This window comes from Micromonospora sp. NPDC126480 (assembly GCF_040302465.1).
Classification (GTDB): Bacteria; Actinomycetota; Actinomycetes; order Mycobacteriales; family Micromonosporaceae; genus Micromonospora.
Genome location: NZ_JBEORU010000020.1, coordinates 38,998 through 61,736, shown reverse-complemented (window position 1 = coordinate 61,736; position 22,739 = coordinate 38,998). Strand labels below are relative to the sequence as shown.

The following is a 22,739-nucleotide window of genomic DNA, read 5'->3' as shown; positions in this document are numbered from 1 at the left end:
GCGGCGCGCGATGAGCCTCACCGTCCTGATGAACGCCGGGCCGTGGCTGTCGGTGCCGCCGCCCGGTTACGGCGGCATCGAGAACGTGATCGCGACCCTGGTGCCGGAGCTGCGCCGGCTCGGCGTGAAGGTGATCCTCGCCTCGGTCGACAGCAGCACGCTCCCGGTCGACGAGAAGATCTCGGTCTTCCCGGACGGGCAGTTCGCCGCATTGCAACGGCCGTACAACCAGGTCTGCGGGATCTCCCAGGCGCACCTCAACGGGGTGGTGCGGCAGCTGCACTCCCGGGACGACATCGACCTGGTGCACGACCACGTGGAGGCGGTCGGGCTGGCCACCCTCACCGCGATGGGCCCGGACGCGCCGCCGGTGCTGCACACCCTGCACTGGGACCTCGCCAAGCACCCGGAGCTGTACGGCAACCTCGACGGCGGCCACCGGGTCCGGGTCAACGGCGTCTCCGCCTCGCAGCTGGCCCGCGCGCCCGGGGCGCTGCGGGCGCACTCCGTCGGGCACGTGCACCTGTCCACCCCGCTCGCCGTGGACGCCCACCGGCGCCGCCGCGCCGCCAAGGGCGACTACGCGGTCGTGCTGGGCCGGATCAACCCGGGCAAGGGGCAGGACCTGGGTGCCCGGGTGGCGCAGCGGGTGGGCGTACCGCTGGTCCTGGCGGGGCCGGTCGGGCCGTACCACCGGCCGGAGGACCTCGCGGCCGCCGGCGAGGAGGCCCGGCAGAACCCCGACGCGCGGTTCTTCCTCGAGCAGGTCGCGCCGCACGTCGACGGCGACCTGGTCCGGTGGGTCGGCACGGTCGCCGGTCGGGAACGCGACGACCTGGTCGCCGGCGCCCGGGCCACGCTCTTCCCGCTGCGCTGGGAGGAGCCCGGCGGTACGGCCGTGGTCGAGTCCCTCGCGCTCGGCACGCCGGTCGTGTCGACCGCCCGGGGGTGCCTGCCGGAGCTGGTCGAGCATGGCCGGACCGGGCTGCTCACAAGCGACGAGGAGGAGCTGGGTGAGCTGCTGCTGGCCGCGAGCCTCCTCGACGAGGGTGAGTGCCGGCGTACCGCGGCCACCCGGTTCACCCCGGCCGTGATGGCCGAGCGGTACGTGGCGTTGTACGAGCGGGTCGGCCAGCTCGCCGCCGCGCCCCGCCTGCAGGCCGCCTGAGCACGGTGCCCGGCCGTCCCGGCGGGGGCGGCCGGGTCACGTTTCGTGCCGGACGGCGCGGGTACGGCGCAGCGTGACCGTCCCGCCCGCCCACGCGCGCGCACGACGCGATCCGGCGGACGGGCAGCCGCCGGTACGCCGAGCCGCCTTCGCGGTCGCCGTGCTGTTCCTGATCGTGGGCCTGTTGGGCTTCGTACCGGGGGTCACCAGCGACTTCGCCGACCTGCGGAGCGCCGGCCACCAGTCCGGGGCCCGGCTGTTCGGCGCCTTCACGGTCTCCGTCCTGCACAACCTGCTGCACCTGCTGTTCGGCGTGGTGGGCCTGGTCGCGGCGCGCCGGGCCACCGCGGCCCGCGCGTACCTGATCGGTGGCGGGGCGATCTATCTGGTGCTCTGGTTGTTCGGCTTGGCCGTGGCGCACGACAGCGCGGCGAACTTCCTGCCGACCAACGGCGGCGACGACTGGCTGCACCTCGCGTTCGGCGCCGGGATGGTCGCCCTGGGGGTGCTGACCGCCGGCCGCGCCCGCCCGTGACGCCCGTCGCGGTCCGGTTTCGCCCTGCTCAGGGCCGGGTAGTTGGCAGTTTCCCGACGACGAGAGGTGAGGGCCGCTGATGCCGAGCCGGATCACCTGCGAGGTACGCGACTGGGCCCCGGTGACGGTGGTGCGGTTGTACGGGGACCTCGACCTCGGCACCATGCGCGCGGTGCGGCGGGTGCTCGACCGCTGCCTGTCCGCGCAGCCCGACGCGCTCGTGGTCGACCTGGCCGAGGTCACCGTCCGGGACCAGCTGGCCCTGTCGATCTTCGCTGCCACGGCCCGCCGCGCCGCGGACTGGCCGGCCGTGCCGGTGGTCCTGTGCGCCCCGCCGCCGGAGGCGGCGGCGTGGCTGGCCCGGTCGAGCGCCGCCCGGGTGCTGCCGGTGCGGCGGGACTGCGCCGAGGCGACCCAGGCCGCCCGGAGGGCTGCCGCGCCGCGGCTGCGGGCCCGGCTGGAGCCGGTGGCGGAGGCCTGCCGGCGGGCCCGGGACCTGGTGGGCGACGCGTGTGCGCGGTGGAACGTGCCGGAGGCGGCGGGACCGGCGTCGCTGGTGCTGAGCGAACTTGTCGGCAACGTGGTCCGGCACGCGCGTACCCCGATGAACGTGACGCTGACCCTGCGCCGGCCGTACCTGCACGTGGCGGTGGAGGACGGCAGCCGGGCCCGGGCCCGGGCGGTCCGTCCGGACCTGCGGGACGAGGGCGGCCGGGGGCTGCTGCTGGTCCGCGAGGTGGCGCAGCGGTGGGGGTGCGTGCCGGCCGGCGAGGGGAAGGTCGTCTGGGCCGCCGTGCCCGCCAATTGACCGAAATTACCGCTCTAGCCTGAATAGTCGCCGTCGCCTGGTTACATGGTCGGAGGGACGGGTAGCCACGCCCGTTCCATCTGTCGTCAGGCGGGGTGATAGTCCATGCCCAAGCGGGTCACCACGGAACCACGCGACCGGGGTCCGGCGATCCTGGCACCGGCCCGCTTCGGTGGGTACCCGGGGCCGCGGCGGTCCGCGCTGCCCGGCGGCAAGCTGGTGCGGTTCCTGGCCACCACCGACCACAAGCAGATCGGCCTGCTCTACCTGCTCACCTCGTTCGGGTTCTTCCTGGTCGCCGGCCTGCAGGCGATGCTCATCCGGGCCGAGCTGGCCCGGCCCGGGCTGCAGTTCCTCTCCTCCGAGCAGTACAACCAGCTGTTCACCTCGCACGGCGCGGTGATGCTGCTGCTGTTCGCCACCCCCGCGGCCTTCGGCTTCGCCAACTACATCGTGCCGATCCAGATCGGCGCGCCGGACGTGTCGTTCCCCCGGCTGAACGCGCTGGCCTACTGGCTCTACCTGTTCGGCGGGCTGATGGTCATCGGCGGCTTCCTCACCCCCGGCGGCTCGGCCGACTTCGGCTGGTTCGCGTACACCCCGCTGAGCAGCGCCGAGCACTCCCCCGGCGCCGGGGCCAACATGTGGATCATCGGCCTGGTGATCTCCGGTCTGGGCACCATCCTCGGCGCGGTCAACCTGATCGCCACGATCCTGACCCTGCGCGCGCCCGGCATGACGATGTTCCGGATGCCGATCTTCACCTGGAACATGCTCTTCACAAGCGTGCTGGTGATCCTGGTCTTCCCGCTGCTGGCCGCCGCGCTGCTGGCGCTGGCGGCGGACCGGCTGCTCAACGCCCAGATCTACACCCCGACCAACAACGGGCCGATGCTCTGGCAGCACCTGTTCTGGTTCTTCGGGCACCCCGAGGTCTACATCATCGCGCTGCCGTTCTTCGGGATCATCACCGAGATCATCCCGGTCTTCGCCCGCAAGCCGATCTTCGGCTACACCGGTCTGGTCCTCGCCACCATCGCGATCACCATTCTGTCGATGACCGTCTGGGCACACCACATGTACGGCACCGGCCAGGTGCTGCTGCCGTTCTTCAGCATCCTCAGCTACCTGATCGCCGTACCGACCGGGGTGAAGTTCTTCAACTGGATCGGCACGATGTGGAAGGGGCAGCTCACCTTCGAGACGCCGATGCTGTTCGCCATCGGCTTCCTGGTGACCTTCCTGCTCGGCGGGCTGACCGGGGTGCTGCTGGCCAGCCCACCGGTGGACTTTCACGTCACCGACACCTACTTCGTCGTCGCGCACTTCCACTACGTCGTCTTCGGCACCGTGGTGTTCGCGCTGTTCGGCGGCTTCTACTTCTGGTGGCCGAAGATGACCGGGCGGCTGCTCGACGAGCGACTCGGCAAGGCGCACTTCTGGACCATGTTCATCGGCTTCCACGGCACCTTCCTGGTGCACCACTGGCTGGGCACCGAGGGCATGCCCCGCCGCTACGCCGACTACCTGCCCACCGACGGGTTCACCACTCTGAACACCATCTCCAGCATCTTCGCCTTCGTGCTCGGCGCGTCCACCCTGTTCTTCATCTGGAACGCCTGGAAGTCCTGGCGGATCGGCGCGCAGGTCACCGTCGACGACCCCTGGGGCTTCGGCAACTCCCTCGAATGGGCGACCACCTGCCCGCCGCCGCTGCGCAACTTCGACCGGATGCCCCGGATCCGCTCCGAGCGGCCCGCCTTCGACGCCAAGTACGGTCCGCTCGTCTCCGACCTCGGCCGGGACCTGCCGCAACGCACCGTCAAGCCGCCGCAGGACTTCCGGGACGAGCTTCGCCACGAGCGGCACCTGCCCGAGTCGCCGAGCGAGCACGGCGCGACCGGCGCACGCGAGGCGGTCGCGTACGAGCCGGCTCCCCAGTCGGGGGCGCGGCCGGTGGAGGTGCCGGAGCCGGACGAGGTGCGCCGGCCCAGCTTCGAGGAGACCGACGAGCCCGAGGAGACCATCCTGGGCGCCCAGCGCGCGCCGCAGGAGAACGACCGCTGGCGTCACCCACGCGGCCACGGCGACACCCCCGAGAACTGATCGATCCCGTACGCGTCAGCGCCGCCCCCCCCAGCATCGGGGTCGGCGGCGCGGACGCGTTAACAGGGGGCCCTTCCACTACCGGAGGCGTTAAGAAGGGGCCCTTCCTTACGTCAGGCCGGCGGCGGTCAGGGAGCGGCGGACGGCGGGCTGCACCCGGGTCAACCGCAGCGGCACGCCGGTGCGCGCCGCCGCCTCGCGGCCGGCCACCAGCGCGGCGATCCCGCCGGCGTCGAAGCCGCCCGCACCGACCAGGTCGACGACGACCTCGGACGGCTGCCCGGTGACCGCCTCCAGCATCGCCCTGCGCAGCTGGTCGGCGCCGTCCCGGTCGACGTCGCCGCCGACCTCGACGACCACCCGGTCACCGTTCTGCTTCACCGAGATCTTGGCCTTTGTGGTGTCGGACTCGGCGGCGCCGTTCTGCCAGGGCGGCGGGGCGTCGGCGAGCATCGCCTGCCGCAGCCAGGTCAGCGCCCGCGACAGCAGGCGGGAGACGTGCATCTGGGAGATGCCGAAGCGGGCCGCGATCTCGGCCTGGGTCTGGTTGCCGTAGAAGCGCATGGCGAGGATCCGCCGCTCCCGCCAGGGCAGCCGGTGCAGCAGGCCGCTGACGGTCACCCGGTCGTCCACCGACTCCAGGGCGTTGTCGGACTCGCCCACCAGGTCACCGAACTCCGCCGAGCTCTCCCCGCCGACCGGCGCGTTCAGCGACGCCGGGCTGTAACCGGCGGCCGACTCCAGCGCCGCCAGGATCTCCTCCTCCGGCGTCTCCAGCCGCGCGGCCAGCTCGGCCACCGTCGGCGCCCGGGACAGCTCGCTGGTCAGCGCCGCCGTGGCCTGGCCGACCTCGAGGATGAGGTCACGCAGCCGGCGGGGCACGTGCACGCCCCAGGTGCGGTCCCGGAAGTGCCGTTTGATCTCGCCGACGATGGTGATCGCCGCGTACGCGGTGAACGACCCGCGCTCCGGGTCGTACCGGTCGACCGCGTTGACCAGGCCGAGCCGGGCGACCTGCTCCAGGTCCTCCAGCGGCTCGCCGCGTCCCCGGTACCGGCGGGCCAGCCGCCCGGCGAACGGCAGCGCGAAGCGGACCAGGTCGTCGCGTGCCTCCTGGCACCGCTCGGGTGGCAGCCCCTCGATCCGTGCCGCGTACGCCAGGGCCGCCGCGTCGAGGTCCTCGAGGCCCCGTTCGGTGGGTGGCGGTGTACTTGTGGTGGTCTGTCCGAACATCCGCGCCTCCCTCAGGAAGGTCCCCCGCCCGGATTTGGGAAACCGGTCGTGCGCGTGGTGGCACCACGCACCGGGCCGGAAGTGGTTACGTGACTGGGACGCCAGCGGGCGACGGCGCCGCGCTGCACGGCGTGATCAGGCCGTCGCAGCCAGCGGTGTTCCCGCTCCGTAGGTACTCAATCACGGGACCCCGGGTTCGCGAGGATGTTTCGGTGTGCCGGTCTCAGCAGACCAGTAATCCCTGGTGGGAGCCGCTGTCGCGGAGCGCTTCCAGAGCCGCCGGCACGGTCATCGGCGGCGGTGTGGGCAGGTCGTACGGCTGCGCCCGCAGCACCTCAGTGGCCCGGCGGGTGGGCACCGAGGTGACCGGGTACCCCCGGGCCGCCGACCGGTCCAGGGCCCGCCGGCGGCGACCGAAGCCGGCCACGGCCAGCCACTGCGGAAGCCCGGCCAGGGCCGGCGAGCGCAGCCCGGGTGGCTCCGGCAACACGTCCACCGAGCTGAACGGCTCGCTCCCGGCGAGCCACCACTCCACCCCCTCCACGCTGCGCCGGGTCGCGTTCTCGCACCAGTAGGGCACCATGCCGGCCCGCACCACCTGCCACGGGTCGAGCAGCCGGCCGCACTCGACGACCAGGCGGTTGCCGGTCTTGCCGGCCGCGCGCAGCCAGTGCCGGTACAGGTCGGCCGTCGCCGCGCTCAGCGCCGCCGGTTCGGGCGCGAGCACCCGGTGCAGCGGGTGCCGTCGCACGCCCGCCCATTCCTGCAGCGCCTGGTCGAAACCGGGCTCGATGCCGTGCTCGGCCGCGCGGGGCGGCTCGGTCACCTCCGGCGGGCTCCACCGCACGCCGTCGCCGCCGGCCGAGCGGAGCACCTGGCGCAGCGCGTGGCTGTCCGGGTGGAAGTCCACCGGGTCCAGCCCGCTGCCCGGGCAGCCGACCTGGAAGCTGTGCCCGGGGGCGGAGTCCAGCACCGGCCAGGTGCGGGCGTCGCCGAGCACCAGCACCGGAGCGCCGGGTTCCAGGCGGTCGGCCAGGAACCGGAGGTACGCGGCGGGCAGCCGCCGCCAGCGGGCGGACAGCGCGACCGTCGCGCCGGCCAGCACGCCGCGGCTGGCCGGGCAGTGCACCTGCCGTACGTGCAGGTCGGGATTTCCGGCGAGCAGCCGCGCGGCCAGCGCGGCCCCGTGGTCGAGCGCGGCCTGCGGCCGGTCCACCGCGCCCTGCGGCCAGTGCACGCTCAACTCGAAGCCGGCGGGCAGCCAGGGCACGCCGAGCAGCACCGCCAGGTGGGCCGCCGCGCCGTGCGGGGAGCCGAGCAGCGCCCCCGGGTAGCGGCGGCGCGGGTACTGGTCGGCGAACCAGCGCGCGACCCGGTCGGCGTCGACCTCGGCGGTCTGGCCGGCGGTCAGCGCGACCCGGCCGGCGGCCCGGGTCGCCGCCGCGCGTCGCACCGGTTCGGGCGCGCCGGTGAAGCGCGACAGCGGGCCGGGGTGGCCCAGGTCGGCGCAGTCGGCGCCGCGCAGGGCCCGCGCCGTGGCCGCGACCAGGATCCGGGCCGCGCTGCCGGCCGCCACGACCCGGTCGCCGGCCAGCCCGGCGCCGTCGGCCGTCAGCCCCTCGCGCACCTTGTGCACCGGCCCCACCTTGCCTCGTTCGCTCACCACGCGGCTCGGCTTCCCGCCCCGATGGGGTTCAAACGGGGCATCACGCGCCCATCGGGAGTAATCCGAAGATCTCTGGCGGACCGCCGTCGCGGGCCGGTACCGGCCGCAGGCGTCATCCACCCCTTCGACGCCGGCCGCGCAGGGCGGTACGCGACGTCGAGGCGGGGGCCCGGCTCGGCGGACGTCCATCCGTCGACCCGGGCCCCCGCGGCCACTCCCGGGTCCGGGGCCGGTGGGCGTTCGACCGTGGGCTCAACCCCGCCCGGGGGTGGCGGCGTCGACGTAGCGCAGCACCGCGCCCACCCCGTCGGTCAGCTCCGGCGCCTCGTCCGGGCCCAGTACGGTCAGCTCCGCGTCGGTCCCCACCAGCGCCCGCACCAGGGCGGCGTCCGCGCGGACCTTCTCCGGGTCGCGTACCGACATCGCGGACAGCTGCCCGGGGTCGGTGGCGATCTCAGTGGGCTCCGGCCCGATCCACAGCTCGCCGGTGGCCGACGGGTCGTCGACGATGATCATGTTCTCGACCTGGTTGCGTTGCAGCGCGGAGACCACCGCGTCCAGTCCGGCCCCGACGTCCTCCTGCATCCCGAACCGGTCCAGGGTGGCGCTGATCCGCTGGTCGGCCACGTCGGCGATGGTCTGCACGGTCAGGTCGTCCAGCAGGGTCTGGTCCGCGCCGCCGGCACGCTTACCCGCGTCGGTGCGGACCAGCACGTCCTGCCAGCGCTGCGGGATCTGCGCGGCGATCATCCCGGTCGCCCGCACGTCGCCGGCCACCACCACCACGTCGGCGCCCACCTTCTCGGCCAGCTCGGTGGTGGCCGCGGCGACGTCGCCCGCGTTGTGGTGCCACGCCTCCATCGCCGCCCGTTGGTACCGGGACTGGGACCACCCGCCGGGCTGCACCCGGCGCAACTGGAAGTCCTCCCGTCCGGTGACGTGGGCACGGCGCGGAACGCCGCCGGCGCTGACCGCCATCGCGTCCGCGCCGGCCCGGTCGGCGATCACCCGCACCCAGGCGACCTGCTCGCCGCGCTGCGCCAGCAGCGGCATGACGTGGGGCAGCGGCCCGAACGCGGCCAGGTCCCGCATCGGCGGGGCGGACAGGTACTCCGACAGCGCCACGCGGCCGCGGCTGGCGAACACGGCGATGCCGTAGTCGCCCGACATCGGGTCGTGCCCCCGCACGACCCGCTCGATCGCGTCGATCGACGCCAGATCGGCCCGTTGCTGCTGAAGTTGGTCCCGCAGAGCGCGCCAGCGCAGGTCCAGCGCCGGGTGGGCGTCCTCGGTGTCGGCGGAGGCGTCCAGGTAGACCGAGCACCACGGGCCCGGGCGGTCGTAGAGCGGGCGCAGGAAGGACAGCTGCATGCTCGACCCCTTTCCAGCTCGGCCCTGCGCTTACCCATGCCGCCCGGCTTGTCACCTGACCCGGTTCCAGCGCGTGACCAGCGTTCATTCACGCCGTTCAACCAATGGGGCCGATACCATCAGTGAACGCAACGGGACTCTCGGTGGTGGAGATGGACAGCGACCTACAAATCCCACGGATCGTGCACCCGACGGCCCATATCGTCACCGGCCGGATCGTCCGGCTGTTGGACGGTTACCCGCGCGAGGTGCGGGTGGGCCAGCCGGTGCTGGTGGCGGTGCTCGTCGCGGCCAGCGTGACCGGGCTGCTGGTGGCGCTCGTCCGGGCGGTGATCTCCGCGGGCTCCGGCGGCACCCGCCGCCGGTTCAAGGACCTCAAGAAGGGTCCGGAGTACCTGGTCACCCCGGTCCGGCTGCGGGACGCGGCAGGACGGCTCTGCGAGGTCGAACTGCACGGGCACCTGCCGCAGAGCGCGCTGCACCCGGCCGACCACGTGCAGATCACGCTGCGCCGGCAACGCGACGCCGACCTGCCGCCGAAGATCGAGCGGATCGTCAACCTCACCACCGGGCAGCTGCTCACCCCGCGTACGGCGACGCTCTGGTCGCACCTCGGCCCGCCGCTGCTGCTCCAGGCCGCGCTCGGCGCCGTACTGCTCGCCACCCTTGCCGCCTGCTCCGCCCTCACCTGAAAGGAAGGGCCCCTTGTTAACGCCTGGCGTTGTACCGGGGCCCCTTGTTAACCGCAGGCGCGCCGCATCAACCGCCGGCGCGCCGCGACGTTTCGGTCCGCGCCCGGACGGGCACCGCAGGCTGGCGTGTTCGACGGATTCGCACTTGAGGAGATCGACGTCGGCCCGGTGCGGCTGCGGGTACGCCACGGCGGGTCCGGGCCACCGGTGGTGCTGCTGCACGGGCACCCGCGTACCCACGCCACCTGGCACCGGGTCGCGCCGCTGCTCGCCGACCGGCACACGGTGATCTGCCCCGACCTGCGCGGCTACGGCGGCTCGTCGAAGCCGCCGAGCACCCCCGACCACACCACGTACTCGAAACGGGCCATGGCCGCCGACCTCGTCGGGCTGCTCGACCGGCTCGGCCACCGGCGGGCGGCCGTGGTGGGCCACGACCGCGGCGCGTACGTGGCGATGCGTACCGCCCTGGACCACCCCGACCGGGTCGACCGGCTCGCCGTCCTGGACGGGGTGCCGATCGGCGAGGCGCTGGCCCGCGCCGACGCCCGGTTCGCCGCCCGCTGGTGGCACTGGTTCTTCCTCGGCCAGCTCGACAAGCCCGCCGAGCGGGTGATCAACGCCGACCCGGACGCCTGGTACGGCGGCTCCCCGCAGGGGATGGGCGAGTCGGCGTACGCCGACTACCGGCGGGCCATCCACGACCCGGCCACGGTGCACGCGATGTGCGAGGACTACCGCGCCGGGCTCGGGCCGGACCGGGCGGCCGACGAGGCCGACCGGGCCGCCGGCCGGCGCATCGCCTGTCCGCTGCTGTTCTGCTGGTCCACCCGGGACGACATGGTCGACCTGTACGGCGACCCGGCGGCGATCTGGCGTGACTGGGCCGACGACGTACGCGCCGCGCCGATCGAGTCCGGGCACCACATGGCCGAGGAGGCGCCCGAGCAACTCGCCGAGACCCTGGCCGCGTTCCTGTCCGAGTGATCCCGCCTGCGGGCGGTCAGCCGACCGGGGTGGCCTCCCGGGCCGGCGCGGGGGCGTCCGTCAGCAGGCCGCGGCGGCGCGCCCACCGCTCGAACGCCAGGGTGGCGAACGGCGGCACGGCGCACAGCAGGGCCGCGCCGGTCGCGAGCAGGCTCCAGCGGCGCAGCCGCGCCACGGCCAGCACCAGGACGCCGTACGCGATGAAGAGCCCACCGTGGATCGGGCCGAAGATCTGCACTCCCAGCTCGTTGGCCGGCGGGCCGTACTTGACCGCCATGCCGGCCAGCAGGGCCGCCCAGGAGATCGCCTCAGCGATCGCCGCCACGACGAACAGCCGGGTCACCCGTTCCCGCATCGACACGATCCACCCCTTTCGCCCGGCCATGGTAGCCGTGCCCGCTCGGCCGTCCGGCGCGGACGTGGGTGTCGCGCGGCGGGGATCACCCGCACCTCGGCTGGGTAGAAGAGGACCGACGGGTCTTCCCCCACCCGGCACGCCGTGCGAACTTTAGGGGGACCAGCGGTGACAGGGTGGTGACCATGGGCGAGGATGTCGGCGCGCGGACCTTCAGCCGTGAGGACCGGGCCCGCTACCGGGAGAAGGTGCGCCGCTGCCTCGACGTCTTCGCCGAGATGCTGCGGGAGTCCCGGTTCGACGTCGACCGGCCGATGACCGGCCTGGAGATCGAGCTGAATCTCGTCGACGACGAGTCGATGCCGGCGATGCGCAACGCCGACGTGCTCGCGGCGGTGGCCGACCCGAGCTTCCAGACCGAGCTGGGCCAGTTCAACGTGGAGATCAACGTCGCGCCCCGGCGGCTGGCGGGTACCGGCACCGCGGAGTTCGAGGAGCAGGTACGCGCCAGTCTCAACGCCGCCGAGGCCAAGGCGCAGACCGTCGGCGCCCACATGGTCATGATCGGTATCCTGCCGACGCTGCGCCCGGAGCACCTGACCGCGGCCACACTGTCGGCGAATCCGCGCTACGAGCTGCTCAACGAGCAGATCTTCGCGGCCCGGGGCGAGGACCTGCGGATCGCCATCAACGGCGTGGAGCGGCTGGCCGTCACGGCCGACACCATCACCCCGGAGGCGGCCTGCACGAGTACCCAGTTCCACCTGCAGGTCAGCCCCGACCAGTTCGCCGACTACTGGAACGCGGCGCAGGCGGTCGCCGGCATCCAGGTGGCCCTCGGCGCGAACGCGCCGCTGTTCTTCGGCCGGGAGCTGTGGCGGGAGACCCGCATCCCGCTGTTCGAGCAGGCGACCGACACCCGCGCGGAGGAGATCAAAGCGCAGGGCGTGCGCCCCCGGGTGTGGTTCGGCGAACGCTGGATCACCACCGTGTTCGACCTGTTCGAGGAGAACGTCCGCTACTTTCCGGCGCTGCTGCCGGTCTGTGACCCGGAGGAGCCGGCGGAGGCGCTCGCGGCCGGTGACGTACCGAAGCTCGCCGAGCTACGCCTGCACAACGGCACCATCTACCGCTGGAACCGCCCGGTGTACGACGTGCTGAAGGGCCGGCCGCACCTGCGGGTGGAGAACCGGGTCCTGCCGGCCGGGCCCACCGTCGTCGACACGATCGCCAACGGCGCCTTCTACTTCGGGCTGGTCCGGGCGCTGGCCGAGAGCGACCGGCCGCTGTGGTCGCAGATGTCGTTCAGCGCGGCCGAGGAGAACTTCACCGCCTGCGCCCGCCACGGCATCGACGCGCAGGTCTTCTGGCCGGGCCTCGGCTACCTGCCGGTCACCGAGCTGGTGCTACGGCGGCTGCTGCCGCTGGCCCAGCACGGGCTGGACCGGTGGGGCGTGGACCCGGACGAGCGGGACCGGCTGCTCGGCATCATCGAGCAGCGCTGCCTGACCGGCCGCAACGGCGCGAGCTGGCAGGTGGCGACCCTGCACCGGCTGGAGTCCGCCGACCATCTCGACCGGCCGGCGGCGCTGCGCGAGGTGGTCCGCCACTACGTGGACCTGATGCACAGCAACCGGCCGGTGCACGAGTGGCCGCTGCCCTGACCGGGGTCAGACGGTGAGCACCACCTTCGTGCACTCGTCCTGCTTCTTCTGGAAGATCCGGTAGCCCTTCGGGGCGTCCTTCAGCTTCATCCGGTGGCTGACGATGAAGCTCGGGTCGATCTCGCCCCGCTGGATGCGGTTCAGCAGCGGGCGGGTGTAGCGCTGCACGTGACACTGCCCGGTACGCATGATCAGGGAACGGTTCATGAACGCGCCCATCGGGAACTTGTCGACGAACCCGCCGTACGCGCCGATGACCGACACGACGCCGCCGCTGCGACAGGCCAGGATCGCCTCGCGCAGTGCGAACGGCCGCTCGGTCTCCAGTCGCGCCGCCTGCTTGACCCGGTCGTACGCGTACACCGCGGCGTTGCCGTGGTGTCCTTCCAGGCCGACCGCGTCGATGCACGCGTCCGGTCCCCGGCCGGCCGTCATCTCGTTGAGCGCGTCCAGCACGTCGGTGTCCGCGTAGTTGATCGTGTCCGCTCCGGCGTGCTCGGCGGCCAGCCGCAGCCGGTACGGATACCGGTCGATCACGACGACCCGGCCGGCGCCGAGCAGCCGGGCGCTGGCCGCGGCGAGCAGCCCGACCGGGCCGGCGCCCCACACCGCGACGACGTCGCCGGGCTTGATGTCGCACATCTCCGCGCCCATGTACCCGGTCGGGAAGACGTCGGCGAGCATCACCGCCTGCTCGTCGGGCACGTCGTCGGGCACCTTGACCGGTCCGACGTCGGCGAACGGCACGCGTACGTACTCGGCCTGGCCGCCCGCGTACCCGCCGAGCAGATGGGAGTAGCCGAAGATGCCGGCCGGCGAGTGCCCCATGACCTTCTCGGCGACCCCGGCGTTGGGGTTGGAGTTCTCGCAGACCGAGTAGAGCCCGCGCTGGCAGGACGTGCAGTGCCCGCAGGCGATCGGGAACGGCACCACCACCCGGTCGCCGGGCTTGAGGTTGCGCACCTGCGGGCCGACCTCGACGACCTCGCCCATGAATTCGTGCCCGAGGATGTCGCCCTTGCGCATCGCCGGGATGTAGCCGTGGTAGAGGTGCAGGTCGGAGCCGCAGATGGCGGTGGTGGTGACCCGTACGATCGCGTCGCGGGCGTTCAGGATGGTCGGGTCGGGCACGTTGACGACCTTGACGGTGTCGCTGCCCATCCACGCGGTGGCCTTCATCGGACTCCCCTGTCCCCCGGTCAGCGGCGGCCCAGCGGCTGGGCCGGGCGTTGCATGACCTGCTGCCGGACGGAGATGCCGTCCGGGCTGCCCTCGGACCGGACCACCTCGCCGGTCTCCAGCACCTGCTTGAACCGGCGCAGGTCGTCGCGTACCTGCTGTTCGGGTTCCTCCCCGAAGAGCTTCGCCACCGCCCGGCCGACGGCGCCGGCCGGCGGCGCGTACCGGAGCAGCACCCGGACCTCGGTGCCGCGGTCGCCGGGGGCCGGCACGAAGCGGACCCGGCCGGCGTTGGGCACCGGCGCGCCGGGCAGGGACCGCCAGGCGATGGCGCGGTTCGGGCGGTCGTCGACGATCTCGGCGTCCCACTCGACGTGCCGGCCGGCCGGCGCGCGGGCGACCCAGTGCGACCGGCGCAGGTCCTCGGCGCGGACCGACTCGAGGTGGGTCATGAACCGGGGCAGGTTCTCCATGTCCCGCCAGAAGCGGTACGCCTCGGCCGGCGACCGGTTCACGGTGACTGCGATCTCCATGCGGATGGCGCGTTCCCGGGCGCGGCGGCTGCGCCGGGCGCGCAGCACGGCGAGCAGGTCCAGGGCGGTGATCACGCCGACGACGGCGGTGGTCCCGGCGAGCCGGCGGCGCCGCTCGTCGCACCGCCCGGCGTGCGCCCGGGCGAGCAGGGTCAGGTCGAGGGTGTCGCCGGCGATCCGGCTCCACGCCCAGCCGGCGGGTGCTCCCCCGCCGATCAGCCCGGCGGCGTGCACCAGTTCGCGGGCGCCCACGGCGGGGATCACCAGGCGCGCGGCGGGCGAGTCGTCCACGCCGGCCAGCCGGGCGAGGCGCTCGGGCGCGGCGAGCGCCGCGACCCCGACGGCGAGGCTGAGCAGCCCCACGGCGCGGGGCAGGGCCGGTACGGGCTCCGGTCCGTCGAGTTCGGGCAGCAGGGCCCGGTCCGCCTCGTCCACGCGTCGCCCCCTCGCGTCGGCGTGCGGCCGCCCACGGCGACGGCCGGCGGTGTTCCGCCACCGTGACGGTATGCGGAGAACCGGGCGCGTGAGCCCGATTCCCGCGAGGTGACCGGGTTCGGTCCGATTGCCGGCTGCGCCGGGCAGGTCCGTCAGCCGCACGCGCGACCGGCGCCGCTGGTTTGCGCCGATACGGCAGGCTGTCGGCATGACCGAGAGCCCTACCGCCAAGCAGAAGCGGGTGTGGGACAGGACCGCCCCCAGCTACGACCGCCAGATCGCGTTCCTCGAGCGGGTCCAGTTCGGCGGCGGCCGGGAGTGGCTCGGCGAGCGGGCCCGCGGCCGGATCCTGGAGGTGGCTGTCGGCACCGGCCGCGACCTGCCCCACTACCCCGCCGACGCGACCGTCACCGGGATCGACCTGAGCCCCGCGATGCTCGCCGTCGCCCGGCGGCGCGCCGCCGACCTCGGCCGCGAGGTCGACCTGCGGGAGGGCGACGCCGAGCACCTGCCGTTCGCCGACGGCTCGTTCGACACCGTGGTGTGCGCGCTGTCGTTGTGCAGCATCCCCGACCCGGCAGCGGCGGTCGGCGAGATGGCCCGCGTCCTGGTCCCCGGTGGCCGGCTGCTGCTGCTCGACCACATCGGCAGCAGCTGGCCGCCGGTCCACGCCGCGCAGTGGCTGCTCGAGCGGCTCACCATCCGCCTGGCGGGCGAGCACTTCACCCGCCGGCAGCTACCGCTGGTGCGGGCCGCCGGGCTGGAGGTGGTGGAGACCGAACGGCTCAAGGCCGGCACCGTCGAGCGGATCCACGCCGTCATGCCGCCGTCCTGAGTTACCCGCCCCTTCTCGGCGCGTCCCCGGACGTCTGGATGCATTCAAGAAGAAACTGCCGCATACTGCCCAGGGTGGCGACCACGGCGGAGTTCGAGCACATGCTGCGGGGTGGCGCGCTGCGGGTCACCCGGCCGCGGCTGGCGGTGCTGGCAGCGGTGCACGCGCATCCGCACGCCGACACCGCGTCGATCTTCGGTGCGGTGCGCAGGGAGCTTCCGGTGGTGTCCCACCAGGCCGTGTACGACGTGCTGGCGGCCCTCACCGCCGCCGGCCTGGTACGGCGGATCGAGCCGGCCGGCTCGGTGGCCCGCTACGAGGCGCGGGTCGGGGACAACCACCACCACGTCGTGTGCCGGTCGTGCGGCGCCATCGCCGACGTCGACTGCGCCGTCGGCGAGTCGCCCTGCCTGACCGCGTCCGACGACCGGGGCTTCTCGATCGACGAGGCCGAGGTCACCTACTGGGGCGTCTGTCCTGAGTGTGTCGCCGCAGCAGACCGTCAACCGTACGAGATGACAGGAGAAGGGCGTGCCTGAGCACGGCAGCGAGAGCGAGAACCCGGCAATCCCCGCCCCGAGCCCGGAGCCGGCCCGGCGGCCGCGGACCAACCAGGACTGGTGGCCCAACCAGCTGAACCTCCAGGTTCTCCACCAGCACTCGCCGCGGGCCAACCCCATGGGCGGGTCCTTCGACTACTCCGAGGAGTTCAAGAAGCTCGACGTCGAGGCCCTGAAGCGGGACGTCTTCGAGGTGATGACGACGTCGCAGGACTGGTGGCCGGCCGACTACGGCCACTACGGGCCGCTCTTCATCCGGATGACCTGGCACTCCGCCGGCACGTACCGCATCGAGGACGGCCGCGGCGGTGGCGGCGACGGCGCCCAGCGTTTCGCCCCGCTGAACAGCTGGCCGGACAACGCGAACCTCGACAAGGCGCGCCGGCTGCTCTGGCCGGTCAAGCAGAAGTACGGCCGGAAGCTCTCCTGGGCCGATCTGCTGGTCTTCGCCGGCAACTGCGCGCTGGAGTCGATGGGGTTCAAGACGTTCGGCTTCGGCTTCGGCCGTGCGGACGTGTGGGAGCCCGAGGAGATCTTCTGGGGCCCGGAGGACACCTGGCTCGGTGACGAGCGCTACAGCGGCGACCGGGAGCTCGGCGGCCCGCTCGGCGCGGTGCAGATGGGCCTCATCTACGTCAACCCGGAGGGGCCCAACGGCACGCCGGACCCGCTGGCCTCCGCGCGCGACATCCGGGAGACCTTCCGCCGGATGGCGATGAACGACGAGGAGACCGTGGCGCTCATCGCCGGTGGGCACACGTTCGGCAAGACCCACGGCGCGGCGCGGGCCGACGAGTACCTCGGCCCCGAGCCGGAGGGCGCGTCACTGGAGGAGCAGGGCCTGGGCTGGAAGAACAGTTACGGCACCGGCAAGGGCGCCGACACGATCACCAGCGGCCTCGAGGGTGCGTGGACCCCCACCCCGATCGCCTGGGACAACAGCTACTTCGAGACGCTGTTCGGCTTCGAGTGGGAGGTCTGCGAGAGCCCCGCCGGCGCGAAGCAGTGGCGGCCGAAGAACGGCGCCGGATCGGATGCCGTGCCGGGCGCCCACGACCCGTCGGTCCGGTACGCGCCGATGATGGCGACGACGGACATCGCGTTGCGTGTCGACCCGGCGTACGAGGCGATCTCGCGGCGGTTCCTGGAGAACCCGGACCAGTTCGCCGACGCGTTCGCCCGCGCCTGGTACAAGCTGCTGCACCGCGACATGGGCCCGGTCACCCGGTACCTCGGCCCGTGGGTCCCCGAGCCGCAGCTGTGGCAGGACGCGGTCCCGGCGGTCGACCACGAGCTGGTCTCCGGCGAGGACGTGGCCGCCCTCAAGCGCCAGCTCCTCGCGTCCGGGCTCTCCGTCGCCCAGCTGGCCCGCACCGCGTGGGCGGCGGCGGCCAGCTTCCGCGGCACCGACATGCGCGGCGGGGCCAACGGCGCCCGGATCCGCCTGGAGCCGCAGCGGAACTGGGAGGTCAACGAGCCGGCCCAGCTCGCCACGGTGCTGGACACCCTGGAGCGGATCCAGCAGGAGTTCAACAGCGCCCAGTCCGGCGGGAAGCGGATCTCCCTCGCCGACCTGATCGTGCTGGGCGGGTGCGCCGCCGTCGAGCAGGCGGCCCGCAACGCCGGGCACGAGGTCACGGTGCCGTTCGCGCCGGGACGTACGGACGCCGCGCAGGAGCAGACCGACGTCGAGTCGTTCGCCGTGCTCGAACCGAGGGCCGACGGGTTCCGCAACTACCTGCGGGCCGGGCAGAAGCTCTCCCCGGAGACCCTGCTGCTGGACCGGGCCAACCTGCTGACGCTGACCGCGCCCGAGATGACCGTCCTGGTCGGCGGCATGCGGGCGTTGAACGCGAACGTGGGGCAGGCGCCGCACGGCGTGCTCACCGACCGGCCGGAGGCGTTGACGACGGACTTCTTCCGGAACCTGCTCGACATCGGTACGGAGTGGACGGTCTCCCCGTCGGCCGAGCACGTGTACGAGGGCCGGGATCGCGCCACCGGCGAGGTCACGTGGACGGCCACCGCCGTCGACCTGGTCTTCGGCGCGAACTCCCAGCTGCGCGGCATCGCGGAGGTGTACGCCGCCGCCGACGGGCAGGAGAAGTTCGTCCAGGACTTCGTCGCCGCGTGGGTCAAGGTCATGAACCTCGACCGGTTTGACCTCACCACCTGATCACGACGGGCGGTCCGGCGACGTCGTGGAGCTGCGGGTCCACGGGGTCGCCGGCGCCGGCCCGTCGCGGGTGCTGGGCCGCCCGCTGGTCCACCAGGTCGCCGGGGACCGCCGCGCCGGGTTCTACCGTCCGGAGGACCCGGACGCGACCGGTCCGGGCGGGGTGGTGCCGGAGGCGTACCGGTGGGGCGACCTGCCCTCGGGGACCGCCGGCCGGACCCTGTCGCTGGTGTTCCTGCTGCCGTTCATGTTGAGCAACATGGCGGTGTGGATGCGCCCGCCCGGTCGCGGGTCGGGCGTGCCGGTGCTGTGCCGGCTCCTCGCCCTCAACCTCACCCTGGTGTACGTGCTGTCCGCCGCCGGCGTCGCGCTGGACCTGTTCGCCTGGCGGTGCCTGGGTTCGACCGGCTGTGCCGCCGGCCGCGGCTGGCTGGGCGGTCACCCGCCCGGGCCACGGCTGGCGGTGCTGGCCCTCATCCCGGTCGCCGCGATCGGGCTGGTCCGGGCGCTGAGCGCCGGCACCCGCCACCCGTACCGGTCGGTGGGACCGGCCGACCCGGCGGGCGACCGGCTCGACAGCCTGACCGGGTGGGACCGCATGCCGGTGGTACGGCGGCTGCGGGCGGTCCACGTCGCCGCCGGGCTGGCGGTGCTGGACCTGACCCTGCTCGTCGCGCGTGGCGCCACCGGCGTCTCCGTCGCGACGGCCGCCCTGTCCGGTGTCGCCGCGGCGGTGCTCGCGGCGGGTGTGGCGCTGCTGTGCGCCACCGGCCGGTTGACCCGCGCGTCCCGCCGCACCGACCGGTTGGCCCGGGCGCTGTGCGCGGTCGCCGGCGGCCTGACGGTGGTGACGCTGGCGATCGTCGCGCTGGACCCGGCCCCGTGGCCGCGGTCGGCCGGGCTGCCCGGGTACGACCGGCTCGTCGCCGGGCTGTTCCTCACCGAGATGGCACTGGTGGTCGGGCTGGGCACGCTGGTGCTGTGGGGGCACGCCGGCCGGGCCCGCCGGCCGGTGCTGCGGCGCGGACTGGGCGCGCCGGTCGTCGGGGCCGTCGCGGCGGGCCTCGCGGCGGCGCTCTCCGCCGAGGCGGTCTACCTCACGGCGTACGTCCTCATGCCCGGTCCCCTCCCGGTGCGTCCCGCCGAGCTGATGGCGCCGGCACCGGCGTACCAGTGGGCGGTGCTCAGCTTCATCGTCACGACGACCGCCGCGACGGTCATCGGCGGCGTGTCCACCCTGGTCACCATGCGGCGTCGCCGGCGGGCGGCGGCGGGCTTGGTGGCGCGGGACTTCCCGGCGGCGCCGCCCCGCGCGGCCGGGCGGCTGCGGCGGGTCGAGCGGATCATCACCCGGGCGCGGTTCACCGAGCAGCTCGGCCCGCTGGCCGCCGCGTACGCGTGCCTGGCCCCGGTCGGGCTCGCCGCCGCGGTGCTCGGGGCGGCGGGGGTGGAGCCGGTACCGTTCGCGGAACGCCACCTCGGCCTGCCGGCCGGGATCGTGCTCGCCGGGCTGGCCGCCGGCAGCTACGCCACCGCGGCCGTCGTCGTCGCGCTTGTGGTGGGCGGGTTGTTCGCGTACCGCACGGCCGGATTCCGCCGCTACGTCGGCGTGCTCTGGGACCTGGGGACGTTCTGGCCCCGCGCGGCGCACCCCTTCGCGCCGCCCAGCTACGCCGAGCGCGCGGTGCCGGAGCTGGCCGACCGGATCGGCCACCTCACCGGGCGTCACGCCGGCGTGGTGCTGACCGGGCACAGTCACGGCTCGGTGCTGCTGGCGACGACCGTGCTGCGGCTGCCGCCCGAGGTGAACCGGCGGGTGGCCCTGCTGACGCACGGCTCGCCGCTGAACCGCCTCTACGCCCGGCTGTTCCCCGCGTACCTGGGCGGGGACGTGCTGCGCGCGGTGGGCGACCGGGTCGGCTGGCGGTGGGTGAACCTGTGGCGGGACACCGACTTCGTGGGCGGTTGGGTCCTGTCCGGGCACCGGACCGGCGAGCCACCGACGGTCCCCGGTCCGGGCGGTCGGGTGGACCGCCGCCTGCGGGACCCCGAGGACCTGCTGCCGCCAGCGGGGCACACCGTCCCGCCGCCCGTCGTCGGGCATTGGCCGGGTGAGTCCGACGAGCGGTTCGCCGCCGCCGTGCGCGAGCTGGCCGCGCGGCTGCGCGCCGCGGACCGGTCCTGAGCGCCCGGCCCGTGGCTACGGGTTCTCGCCGCGCCGGGGCAGCTTCCAGTCGGGACGGACGAAGTGGCAGGTGTAGCCGCCGGGGTTGCGTTCCAGGTAGTCCTGGTGCTCCGGCTCGGCCTCCCAGAACGGGCCGGCCGGGCTCACCTCGGTGACCACCTTCCCCGGCCACAGACCGGAGGCGTCGACGTCGGCGATGGTGTCCTCGGCGACCTTCCGCTGCTGGTCGTCGACGTAGAAGATGGCCGACCGGTAGCTCTCCCCCACGTCGTTGCCCTGCCGGTTCTTCGTGGTCGGGTCGTGCACCTGGAAGAAGAACTCGAGCAGGTCCCGGTAGGACAGCCGGTCGGGGTCGTAGGCGATCTCGATGGCCTCGGCGTGCGAGCCGTGGTTGTAGTACGTCGCGTTCGGCACGTCCCCGCCGGTGTAGCCGACGCGGGTGCTGACGACGCCCGGCCGCTTCCGGATGAGGTCCTGCATCCCCCAGAAGCAGCCGCCGGCCAGGATCGCCTTCTCGGTCGTGTCGGTCATCGCTCCCCTCCCCGTTCGCGTGCTCGACTGGCGTGGCCTAAGGGCCGAAGGTGAAGACGTACGCGCGGAAGCCCGGCCGGTGGGGGACGAGGGTCAGCAGGTGGTCGACCCGGGACGCGCCGTCGACGAGACGGACCATGCGGGCGCGGTCGATGTACGCGACGGAGTCCGGCCCGACATCGGCGCCGCGCTCGGCGCCGATCGGCTCGCCGTCGAGGAGCACCTGGACCTCGACCGGTTCGGCGCCCGGGTCGGCGACCAGGTTGACCTCGCCGGCGTTGAACGGCAGGGCCAGCTCGCCGGCGTCGCCGGCCAGCTCGAGGTACTCGCCGCCGTTGGTCCACTCGCCGGCCAGGCTGAAGGTGCCCGGCACCCCGCGGTCGGCGCCCAGGTACGTCTCCGGGGTGACGCCGAAGTAGGACGGCTCCCCGGTGACGGAGAATTCGCTCGCCTCCGGGGTGACCGGCGGCAGCCTGGTGCGCGGTGTCCGGACCTCCAGCAGCCGCCGGATCTCCGACTCCACCCGCTCGTACGCGCCCTCGCCGACCCAGCGGTCGACCAGCCGACCGTCCGCGTCGAAGAGGTACTTCGCCGGCCAGGCGTCGTTGCGCAGTGCCCGCCAGAAGGTGAAGTCGTCGTCGATCGCGATCGGGTAGGTGAGCCCGTGGTCGCGGACCGCCCGGTCGATGTTCTCCGGGCGGCGGCCGAACCCGAACTCGGGCGCGTGCACGCCGACGACGGTCAGGCCCAGGTCGGCGTACTGGCGGTGCAGCGCCTTGACGTACGGCGCGGTGCGGATCCAGTTGACGCAGGTGTACTCCCAGATGTCGATCAGGACCACCCGGCCGCGCAGGTCGTCGGGGGTCAGCGGCGGCGAGTTCACCCACCGGTCGACGGTGATGGGCGGAAGCTGCACGGTCAGGTTCGCGGTCATGCCGGCACCTCGACAGCCGCGGCCCCGACGATCGACTTGTCGTCGTCGTCCTGGACGTAGCCCACCACCATGGCCCGCCGGGGTTCGAGGTCGGGTGGCACCGCGAGGTCCACGCGCCCGCGCATCAGGTTCAGGTCGGCCGAGGCGAAGGCGCGCACCACGGCGTCCTGCCGCAGCCTGCGGCCGGCGTTCTCCCCCCGCGGGACGTCGTTCTCCAGGCCGCGTTCCACGACCGCCACGTTCAGCACCGCCCGCTCCGGCGGCTGCTCGGCCTGGTAGTCCACCGTCACGCGGCGCCCCCCGTCGGCCGGCTCCGCCGTCACCGCGAGCGGCGTCGCGGCCGGCTCGGTGAGGGCCGCCTTGACGGCGTCGGTCGCCGACCGCCGGTCGGAGCCGACGAACTCGACGGTGCCGTTGACGACCATCTGCGGCGTGTAGAGGCCGCGCGCCTGGAAGGCGCGGGCGTACGCCTCCTGGCGCAGCGTGTGCGCCTCGTTCCCGTACGGGTCGGCCCAGCCCAGATGGTCCCAGTAGTCGACGTGGAACCCGAGCGCGAAGACCGGCTGGCCCCGCTCCCGGGCGTCCCGGTCGATCTCGGACAGCACGTCCTCGGCGGGCGGGCAGCTGTTGCAGCCCTGGGAGGTGAACAGCTCCACGACGGCGAAGCCGTCACGGGCGTTGTTCGACCCGGTGCGCGTGGTGTCCGGCACGGCGCGTCCTCCTCGGTCGGTCCGGCGGGCTCCAGCGGCCTTCCCGTTCCGCCCGTGACCATTCCCGGACCGTTCC

At 73.7% G+C, this 22,739-nt stretch carries 20 protein-coding genes; 11 read left to right on the top strand and 9 right to left on the bottom strand.

The features are described from left to right. The first annotated feature begins 10 nt into the window (after positions 1 to 10). The 4 genes from ABTW87_RS19310 (at position 11) to ctaD (ending at position 4,617) form a co-directional block, all read left to right on the top strand. Complete coding sequence (locus ABTW87_RS19310; RefSeq protein ID WP_350652198.1) at positions 11 to 1,168, top strand: glycosyltransferase; 1,158 nt, start codon at positions 11 to 13, stop codon at positions 1,166 to 1,168. Positions 1,169 to 1,241: 73 nt separating this feature from the next. After that, positions 1,242 to 1,703: a DUF4383 domain-containing protein gene (locus tag ABTW87_RS19305; protein ID WP_350652197.1), complete on the top strand. Its 462-nt coding sequence runs from the start codon at positions 1,242 to 1,244 to the stop codon at positions 1,701 to 1,703. A 79-nt stretch (positions 1,704 to 1,782) separates the two neighbouring features. Beyond that, positions 1,783 to 2,511: an ATP-binding protein gene (locus tag ABTW87_RS19300; RefSeq protein WP_350652196.1), complete on the top strand. Its 729-nt coding sequence runs from the start codon at positions 1,783 to 1,785 to the stop codon at positions 2,509 to 2,511. Positions 2,512 to 2,616: 105 nt separating this feature from the next. Beyond that, complete coding sequence (gene ctaD / locus ABTW87_RS19295; protein ID WP_350652195.1) at positions 2,617 to 4,617, top strand: aa3-type cytochrome oxidase subunit I; 2,001 nt, start codon at positions 2,617 to 2,619, stop codon at positions 4,615 to 4,617. Between the two features lie 108 nt (positions 4,618 to 4,725). On the opposite strand, the gene ABTW87_RS19290 is transcribed toward ctaD, so the two are convergent. The 3 genes from ABTW87_RS19290 to ABTW87_RS19280 all read right to left on the bottom strand — a co-directional run bounded on the left by ABTW87_RS19290 (position 4,726) and on the right by ABTW87_RS19280 (position 8,887). Next, positions 4,726 to 5,850 (bottom strand): SigB/SigF/SigG family RNA polymerase sigma factor, encoded by a 1,125-nt coding sequence (locus ABTW87_RS19290; RefSeq protein ID WP_350652194.1) that lies wholly within the window; start codon positions 5,848 to 5,850, stop codon positions 4,726 to 4,728. Between the two features lie 223 nt (positions 5,851 to 6,073). Beyond that, positions 6,074 to 7,477: a hypothetical protein gene (locus ABTW87_RS19285; protein WP_350652262.1), complete on the bottom strand. Its 1,404-nt coding sequence runs from the start codon at positions 7,475 to 7,477 to the stop codon at positions 6,074 to 6,076. 291 nt (positions 7,478 to 7,768) lie between these two features. Beyond that, the gene (locus ABTW87_RS19280; RefSeq protein WP_350652193.1) at positions 7,769 to 8,887 is read right to left on the bottom strand and encodes a baeRF2 domain-containing protein; all 1,119 of its coding nucleotides are present in this window, start codon (positions 8,885 to 8,887) and stop codon (positions 7,769 to 7,771) included. 143 nt (positions 8,888 to 9,030) lie between these two features. Here ABTW87_RS19280 and ABTW87_RS19275 point away from each other — a divergent pair, with 143 nt between their 5' ends. After that, the gene (locus tag ABTW87_RS19275) at positions 9,031 to 9,579 is read left to right on the top strand and encodes a hypothetical protein (RefSeq protein WP_350652261.1); all 549 of its coding nucleotides are present in this window, start codon (positions 9,031 to 9,033) and stop codon (positions 9,577 to 9,579) included. 126 nt (positions 9,580 to 9,705) lie between these two features. Next, on the top strand, positions 9,706 to 10,566 hold the full coding sequence (locus ABTW87_RS19270) for an alpha/beta fold hydrolase (RefSeq protein ID WP_350652192.1): 861 nt from the start codon (positions 9,706 to 9,708) through the stop codon (positions 10,564 to 10,566). 16 nt (positions 10,567 to 10,582) lie between these two features. On the opposite strand, the gene ABTW87_RS19265 is transcribed toward ABTW87_RS19270, so the two are convergent. After that, positions 10,583 to 10,921, bottom strand: a complete 339-nt coding sequence (locus tag ABTW87_RS19265) for a DUF3817 domain-containing protein (protein ID WP_350652260.1) — start codon at positions 10,919 to 10,921, stop codon at positions 10,583 to 10,585. A gap of 185 nt (positions 10,922 to 11,106) precedes the next feature. Here ABTW87_RS19265 and ABTW87_RS19260 point away from each other — a divergent pair, with 185 nt between their 5' ends. Continuing rightward, entirely contained in the window at positions 11,107 to 12,585 is a 1,479-nt protein-coding gene (locus ABTW87_RS19260; protein ID WP_350652191.1) for a glutamate-cysteine ligase family protein, read from the top strand. 6 nt (positions 12,586 to 12,591) lie between these two features. On the opposite strand, the gene ABTW87_RS19255 is transcribed toward ABTW87_RS19260, so the two are convergent. Together ABTW87_RS19255 and ABTW87_RS19250 are read right to left on the bottom strand one after the other, a co-directional pair. Then, the gene (locus tag ABTW87_RS19255; RefSeq protein WP_350652190.1) at positions 12,592 to 13,764 is read right to left on the bottom strand and encodes a zinc-dependent alcohol dehydrogenase; all 1,173 of its coding nucleotides are present in this window, start codon (positions 13,762 to 13,764) and stop codon (positions 12,592 to 12,594) included. A 20-nt stretch (positions 13,765 to 13,784) separates the two neighbouring features. After that, positions 13,785 to 14,732 (bottom strand): SRPBCC family protein, encoded by a 948-nt coding sequence (locus ABTW87_RS19250; protein ID WP_350652189.1) that lies wholly within the window; start codon positions 14,730 to 14,732, stop codon positions 13,785 to 13,787. A 208-nt stretch (positions 14,733 to 14,940) separates the two neighbouring features. Here ABTW87_RS19250 and ABTW87_RS19245 point away from each other — a divergent pair, with 208 nt between their 5' ends. The 4 genes from ABTW87_RS19245 to ABTW87_RS19230 all read left to right on the top strand — a co-directional run bounded on the left by ABTW87_RS19245 (position 14,941) and on the right by ABTW87_RS19230 (position 20,488). Further along, positions 14,941 to 15,567, top strand: coding sequence for a class I SAM-dependent methyltransferase (locus tag ABTW87_RS19245; RefSeq protein WP_350652188.1), 627 nt, complete (start codon positions 14,941 to 14,943; stop codon positions 15,565 to 15,567). Between the two features lie 101 nt (positions 15,568 to 15,668). Next, positions 15,669 to 16,106 (top strand): Fur family transcriptional regulator, encoded by a 438-nt coding sequence (locus ABTW87_RS19240; RefSeq protein WP_350652259.1) that lies wholly within the window; start codon positions 15,669 to 15,671, stop codon positions 16,104 to 16,106. Next, entirely contained in the window at positions 16,099 to 18,303 is a 2,205-nt protein-coding gene (gene katG / locus ABTW87_RS19235) for a catalase/peroxidase HPI (protein ID WP_350652187.1), read from the top strand. Before ABTW87_RS19240 ends, katG begins: the two co-directional genes overlap by 8 nt. Further along, positions 18,287 to 20,488, top strand: a complete 2,202-nt coding sequence (locus ABTW87_RS19230) for a hypothetical protein (RefSeq protein WP_350652186.1) — start codon at positions 18,287 to 18,289, stop codon at positions 20,486 to 20,488. Before katG ends, ABTW87_RS19230 begins: the two co-directional genes overlap by 17 nt. Positions 20,489 to 20,503: 15 nt before the next feature. Here the strand turns inward: ABTW87_RS19230 and msrA are convergent, their stop codons facing one another. The 3 genes from msrA to ABTW87_RS19215 are packed head-to-tail and all read right to left on the bottom strand — an operon-like array spanning position 20,504 to position 22,663. Next, on the bottom strand, positions 20,504 to 21,019 hold the full coding sequence (gene msrA / locus ABTW87_RS19225) for a peptide-methionine (S)-S-oxide reductase MsrA (protein WP_350652185.1): 516 nt from the start codon (positions 21,017 to 21,019) through the stop codon (positions 20,504 to 20,506). A gap of 37 nt (positions 21,020 to 21,056) precedes the next feature. After that, the gene (locus ABTW87_RS19220; protein WP_350652184.1) at positions 21,057 to 21,953 is read right to left on the bottom strand and encodes a redoxin family protein; all 897 of its coding nucleotides are present in this window, start codon (positions 21,951 to 21,953) and stop codon (positions 21,057 to 21,059) included. Continuing rightward, complete coding sequence (locus ABTW87_RS19215) at positions 21,950 to 22,663, bottom strand: DUF1223 domain-containing protein (RefSeq protein WP_350652183.1); 714 nt, start codon at positions 22,661 to 22,663, stop codon at positions 21,950 to 21,952. The genes ABTW87_RS19220 and ABTW87_RS19215 overlap by 4 nt, the downstream gene beginning before the upstream one ends. Positions 22,664 to 22,739 lie beyond the last annotated feature (76 nt).